Annotated in this window: 6 protein-coding genes and 1 CRISPR repeat array; of the genes, 2 read left to right on the top strand and 4 right to left on the bottom strand. The window is 39.7% G+C overall.

The window, feature by feature from the left end; genetic code table 11:
- Together GRP75_RS18175 and GRP75_RS18170 are read right to left on the bottom strand one after the other, a co-directional pair.
- A partial coding sequence (locus GRP75_RS18175) for a DUF4179 domain-containing protein (RefSeq protein WP_160789979.1) occupies window positions 1-1,002 on the bottom strand: 1,002 nt, incomplete at its 3' end.
- Window positions 989-1,405 carry a sigma-70 family RNA polymerase sigma factor gene (locus GRP75_RS18170; RefSeq protein WP_075154086.1) on the bottom strand — a complete coding sequence of 139 codons (417 nt, stop codon included), beginning with the start codon at window positions 1,403-1,405 and terminating at the stop codon, window positions 989-991. The genes GRP75_RS18170 and GRP75_RS18175, both read right to left, overlap by 14 nt.
- A 1,099-nt stretch (window positions 1,406-2,504) precedes the next feature.
- On the opposite strand from GRP75_RS18170, the gene GRP75_RS29860 reads away from it, so the two are divergent.
- The gene (locus GRP75_RS29860; RefSeq protein WP_237449094.1) at window positions 2,505-2,861 is read left to right on the top strand and encodes a hypothetical protein; all 357 of its coding nucleotides are present in this window, start codon (window positions 2,505-2,507) and stop codon (window positions 2,859-2,861) included.
- 47 nt (window positions 2,862-2,908) lie between these two features.
- Complete coding sequence (locus tag GRP75_RS18160; protein WP_160789978.1) at window positions 2,909-3,745, top strand: copper amine oxidase N-terminal domain-containing protein; 837 nt, start codon at window positions 2,909-2,911, stop codon at window positions 3,743-3,745.
- Between the two features lie 458 nt (window positions 3,746-4,203).
- A CRISPR array of direct repeats spans window positions 4,204-4,572; the repeat unit is 32 nt; unit sequence ATTTCAATCCACGCACTCATATAGAGTGCGAC.
- Between the two features lie 225 nt (window positions 4,573-4,797).
- On the opposite strand, the gene GRP75_RS18155 is transcribed toward GRP75_RS18160, so the two are convergent.
- Window positions 4,798-4,938: a LamG domain-containing protein gene (locus GRP75_RS18155; RefSeq protein ID WP_155613670.1), complete on the bottom strand. Its 141-nt coding sequence runs from the start codon at window positions 4,936-4,938 to the stop codon at window positions 4,798-4,800.
- Between the two features lie 118 nt (window positions 4,939-5,056).
- Window positions 5,057-5,493, bottom strand: a 437-nt coding sequence (locus GRP75_RS18150; protein ID WP_160789977.1) for an aminotransferase class I/II-fold pyridoxal phosphate-dependent enzyme, incomplete at its 5' end; no start/stop codon positions are given.

Below are 5,493 nucleotides of genomic sequence, written 5' to 3'. Positions count from 1 at the left end.
CTCAGGCAGGTACTTGAAAGTATAACTCCAACGCATTTTCCCGTTTCCAATAACTCTATGATCAGATGTCATTAGGCTGTCCATGTAACCCATTTTTCTCGGATTCACCGAATGAATCTCTTCTCCATCTGTGGTCTCAAAATGAAAGCTCAACATCTGCTTTTCCCATAAACCACCGGGGGATCTTGCCATTGCCGCATCATCAAGTTCGGTCTCCAGCTCGAAGCGTACTCCTTGCACCATTCTCGTTAGCCTTTTTAAGGTAACCGTCATTCCGTGCGGCGTTGAATAACTACCTGCCATCTCCTCTATTTTGTTCTGCTTGTTTGCCTCTTTCATATCAATATCAAAGCTAAAGTCCCAATTTCCTTCTATTAAGGTTTCGTTCCTTTGTCCAAGCGTCCCAATACTCCCTTCTATCGTAATCTTGTCTGTTTTCAGCGGTTCACTAAAGAAATCAACCATATAATAAAAATCACTCGTGTACCCCATATCGTACATGCTGCCCACTACGTTTCCTTTATCATCTTTGATCGTAATCTTATTCGCATCGCCAATGGACAGTTTGTGGCGATCATGCTTCCCATTTTCATCAAAAAGCTGAAGTGCAATTGTCACTCGGGTAGGATCAGCAACAGCTTCATTAATTACTAGCGTGTAGCCTTTGTCCTTCACATTAATATGAGGATTAAGCACCAATCCCAATTCCTGTGCTCGCATAAGTCCGATATCCGGGTTGTTCTTGGCAAATAAAGACCTGAATATTTCGGCAAATGTCGGAACGGTAAGGATTGAAACTGCACTCAGAATGAAAAAGAAAGCAACGACGGCAGCTGCCCATCTCCATCTTTTAAGGGGGAATCTCTTGTTCACTTTCTGATCAGAAAGTGATGAAAGGGCGTTCCCCACTGCGTTCTCTACTGTATTAGGAATGACCAAGTCTTGTGCTCTGGACTTTAGAAATTGTTTAAGCATAGGGTCAACCGGATCATGATAGTTCATACTTGGCTTCTCCTTCCCCAAGGGCGAGCTCGGATAATTGCTGTCTGGCCCTAAATAAGCGTGATTTTACTGTCCCTTCGGATACATTGAGCACTTTGGATATCTCTTTGACCGATAAATCCTCAATATAAAAAAGCGTCACAGTAGTTTGAAGTTGTTCATCCAGTCCGTCAATTACCTCAATCAGCTCGATTTGTTCATAGTCACCCTTATATGATGTCTTTCTTAAATCATAAGGGACGGGGTATACTCTCTTCTTTTTCCTAATAATCCGACTACACTCATTGATCAAAATCCGAATGATCCATGTTTTAAAATAAGCAGGCTCTTTCAGTCTATGTACATTTGAAAAAGCTTCCTTGTCCCCATGTATTGCAAGCTCTGCTTTCTTTGTTAAATCCATGCAATAGTTCCCCCTTTCCTTATAAAGTCCTTCTATAAATTAGATCATCAAGGAATTGATTTGGTTCACAAGAACATCAAAAAATTTTCCCTATTAAACAGAATGTATATAGAGTTGCGTAGTAAAAATATAATTCTTAAGGAAGAAAACAAATCATTATTGCCCTCTTTATTGACTGTTACCGCCACATCGATTCTCTTTTTGGTTAATTGTATAATTTTATTTTATAAATGGTAAATTATATAATTTTGATTTAATATATAATTTTGTACATAATAGATTTGTATCGAAAATACCTAAAAAAAGGATGATAGTGATTTTTTATGTAATTGCAACAACGAAAATTTAAGGGAGATGAATGGATTTTGAAGGTCAAGAGTTTGTGTACGTGTGTGGTTGTAGGCATGCTTTCGTTATCTCTAACTTGTTCAGTAGGAGCAGCCAGAAACACTCCAAAATTAACAGTTAATCAATCTGTCGATGACTAAATCAGACAATGCTATTTTGAGCGATATCATCAACTCGCTGGACCCCGAAGACAGAGAAAACGTTACATACATAGATGAAACGGGGAAAGTGCGGTAAACAAGGAAAGTTTAAGGCAGGAAGTTATTCCCCTCGAACCCGTGAGTCAGGTTACGTATATGAATTCGAATTCATCTCTCACTTCTGTAACTGATACTACGTATAAAAATAATAGGTATAAAGATTCAACAGGGCAACTATATACTTTACCCGTATTACAGCCTAAACCAGCATGTATGGGTAATCACTCATTAACACCAATGGATTTTTACTCCGCGAGCTTCCCTGAATGTCGAGACCTGAGAAACGGGCCGTATCGTTCAATATGGTCACATATAGGGTTTGCATGGGCTATCATTTACCAAGTGCTAGAGAGATTCGTGATAATAATAGTGGTTATAATGGAAGCACTATTATTATCTATATGGGTGGTTGGAGTAACACCAATAGGGCGGTTGATGTTGGATTGCAGCATAGTACAAAATATAATGACTGGGCTCCTTTTATGCTTATTGAAGGTGTGAAGAACCCTTATACTTTTTAGCCACGTTTTGAACCCGATCAGGAAGTACAAATGAAATTTTATGTTCCTTCTGACGGTAACATTGCCTTGACTGTAACAGGTTATGCAGACGGTGAAAAGATAAGTAGGAGCTATGTCGAGCCGGCCCCAGGGTGGATTGCTACAGGCAACAGTAACCTTATCAAAAGAACGACAAGTATAGGGCAGATACAAGATCGACAAGACTATAATGACGGATCTTACATTAGAAGAGTTCGTTGGGCTACATCCTATATTGGTACAAATTCAGAAGATAATATCCCTTGGCGAAACAGTCAAACCTATGATTATTGTTCTATGCCACGGAGTAAAGTTGTAGTGGATTACGTACATGGAGGAGAAGAAACAGATAATATATTTTTAGATTGAATTCCGTGAGGGGCTGCTAGCCCCTCTCTTTTAAGGAGGATATTTTTATGGGAAAGATGTTGTTCAGAATTATGCTTATAGGTGCATTGTTTCTTTGTTTTTCTCTACCCTATACAGGAAAAATGTCAGCTCAGAGTATAGCTCCAAGCTCTCCATTTTTGAAGATTAACAATTACTATGTCTTGTTCACAGCTCCTAAAGCACCTTATATTGATCAGAATAATCGCTATATGGTGCCTTTGAGATCCATTAATGATTTGTTGGGGGGACAGACTACGTTTAACCCAACTTCTAATACGGCCGCAATTAAGTTTGGAACACACAAGGTTGAGTTTAAAATGAACTCCACTGAGATTGTTACCGACTCGAGCACGTCCGTGATGGATACCGTCCCTGTGCTTTATAAAAATGCGATGTTTGTCCCTTTAGGGGTACTTACTAAGTACTTAGATATACACCAGGAATGGGATAAGCAAAATAAACTGTATTCCCTCTCTGGGAAAGAATTAATGAAGACACCTATGATGGAGAATGTAGAAGATTTGGATCATTTTAGAGAACAAGTGGATAATGAAAATGCATTCCAGTTGTTATCGTACAAATTGACCATGGGAGAAAAAATTCATCTGGCCATTACAGCTAAGAATATGACAGGGAAAAAGATTAGTGAGGGCATTGAAGATTTAAATACCACTTTTATTTTTTCTGACAATAGCACGGCCGGGGAAAATAGAAATCGTAAAAGACCCAGTATAGATAAGGATGAAATTGTAACTCGCGAAGATGACATAGATTATGTGAAAACAATAGAGAATAATAAAATTATCAAACATGAACTGTCGTATATTCTCTTTAAGGGCAGAACGCTAAAGACTCACAAGTAAAAAAGTACTTTTACTTGTAGAGTGGAATGGGTAAACAGTAAAGCTGATTCTAGAAAGGATCAGCTTTACTATTAAATATTAGATTTGTGAATTTCAAATTCCTTACGTTCATAAAAATAACCCAACCTACTCCATTGTCAATTAGGGACAAACTTGATAAATAGTGATTGCTTTCTCCGTTCCCAACGGTGTTTTTACTTGACTGATTATTTATGTATTAGAAAGTTTATCAAGAGTACGTCTATATTTTCGACTGCCTTCTTTATTCTGGGGTGATATCATGACGATCATCATTTTTATTCATATAATCCTCCTCGTGCAAATCTTCGTTTGTAAAATGAAAATGCTGACTGTACTGAACCACGACTTGTTCTAAACCAAACCTTTTAGCAGCGAACAAATTCGCATATCCATCACGAAAATACCACCTGGAATAATGAAATGAAACGACTTTCCTATTTTCAATCCACGCACTCATATAGAGTGCGACTTTGCGATACTGGCCCCGAGCGTGTAGAGCTACCAATTTCAATCCACGCACTCATATAGAGTGCGACTCTTACGTCCTCTATCTTTTAATATGCATTCGTAAATTTCAATCCACGCACTCATATAGAGTGCGACCTAATAGATTTGGGATACCTGTAAATCCACGAATTAATTTCAATCCACACACTCATATAGAGTGCGACTCGAGCACGTCTACCTTAATACTCATTTGGATAGGATTTCAATCCACGCACTCATATAGAGTGCGACGAATCACTGCTGGAGTGTCCATGGCTACTGTAACTAATTTCAATCCACGCACTCATATAGAGTGCGACAGCGAAAATGGGTCAAATGCCCCCTATTTAAGTACCATTCTAGCGTTATTTTGGCAAAAACGCATCTAATATTACCTCATCCTCTTGCGATCGTTTAAAATTTGTTCATATTCGATATAATTCGACAAAATCTGAGGTGCGAATCTCTCGGAGAATTCATGTGAGCTTCACATTCGCACCTGGACAGACTCGCTTTTTGGCTTAGCAACAAATACCTGCCTGGACTTATTTCACCTCTGCCAGTTCTGCCACCTGTGAAGGAGTAAGCGCACATTCGAATATATTTAATTCATCGATAGCGCTTTTAAAAGCAGGGTCCCACCAGTTAACACCAAAGCTGAACGTTCTGGCTTTGGGTAAATACATCCGGAAATATCCACTACATTGATCAGAAAAATACCTTTATGTTTTCGAAAATCATAAAGGTATTTGTAAAATATTTTATGAAAACGTTCGGCAAAAGTTGAGTTATTAATCCTGTTCATCATACCGGCTGCATTACCTGCATAAACCTTCCCATCCGTTCCAGCGCCTTCTCCAAATCGACGAGCGAGGCTGCATATGAGCAGCGAATAAAGCCCTCTCCGCCTGATCCGAATACATGTCCTGGTACGACCGCCACCTTTGCTTCCTTCAGCATACGAAGTGCAAACTGCTCAGATGACATGCCAGTAGAAGTAATTGAAGGGAAGGCATAGAAAGCCCCCTCAGGCTCATGACAAGCAAGCCCGATTGCATTCAAGCCGGCCACAAATAGCTTGCGACGTTCATTGTAGCTCGCCATCATCTCATCCTTGGCAGCCAAGCCATGGCGCAATGATTCCAGCGCGGCAATCTGTGCAATGGTGGGCGCACACATGGCTGTGTACTGGTGGATTTTCAGCATGCCGGCAATCAGCTCATGCGGACCGCACGCATAGC

Source organism: Paenibacillus sp. OT2-17 (assembly GCF_009827695.1).
Classification (GTDB): Bacteria; Bacillota; Bacilli; order Paenibacillales; family Paenibacillaceae; genus Paenibacillus; species Paenibacillus polymyxa_B.
This window is presented reverse-complemented; position numbering and strand designations above follow the sequence as displayed.

What these genes read in the sequence shown, in the direction of transcription:
- GRP75_RS29860 (WP_237449094.1), top strand. Translation starts at nt 2,505, where the DNA reads ATGAAATTTTATGTTCCTTCTGACGGTAACATTGCCTTGACTGTAACA.
- GRP75_RS18170 (WP_075154086.1), bottom strand. Translation starts at nt 1,405, where the DNA reads ATGGATTTAACAAAGAAAGCAGAGCTTGCAATACATGGGGACAAGGAA.
- GRP75_RS18160 (WP_160789978.1), top strand. Translation starts at nt 2,909, where the DNA reads ATGGGAAAGATGTTGTTCAGAATTATGCTTATAGGTGCATTGTTTCTT.
- GRP75_RS18155 (WP_155613670.1), bottom strand. Translation starts at nt 4,938, where the DNA reads ATGTATTTACCCAAAGCCAGAACGTTCAGCTTTGGTGTTAACTGGTGG.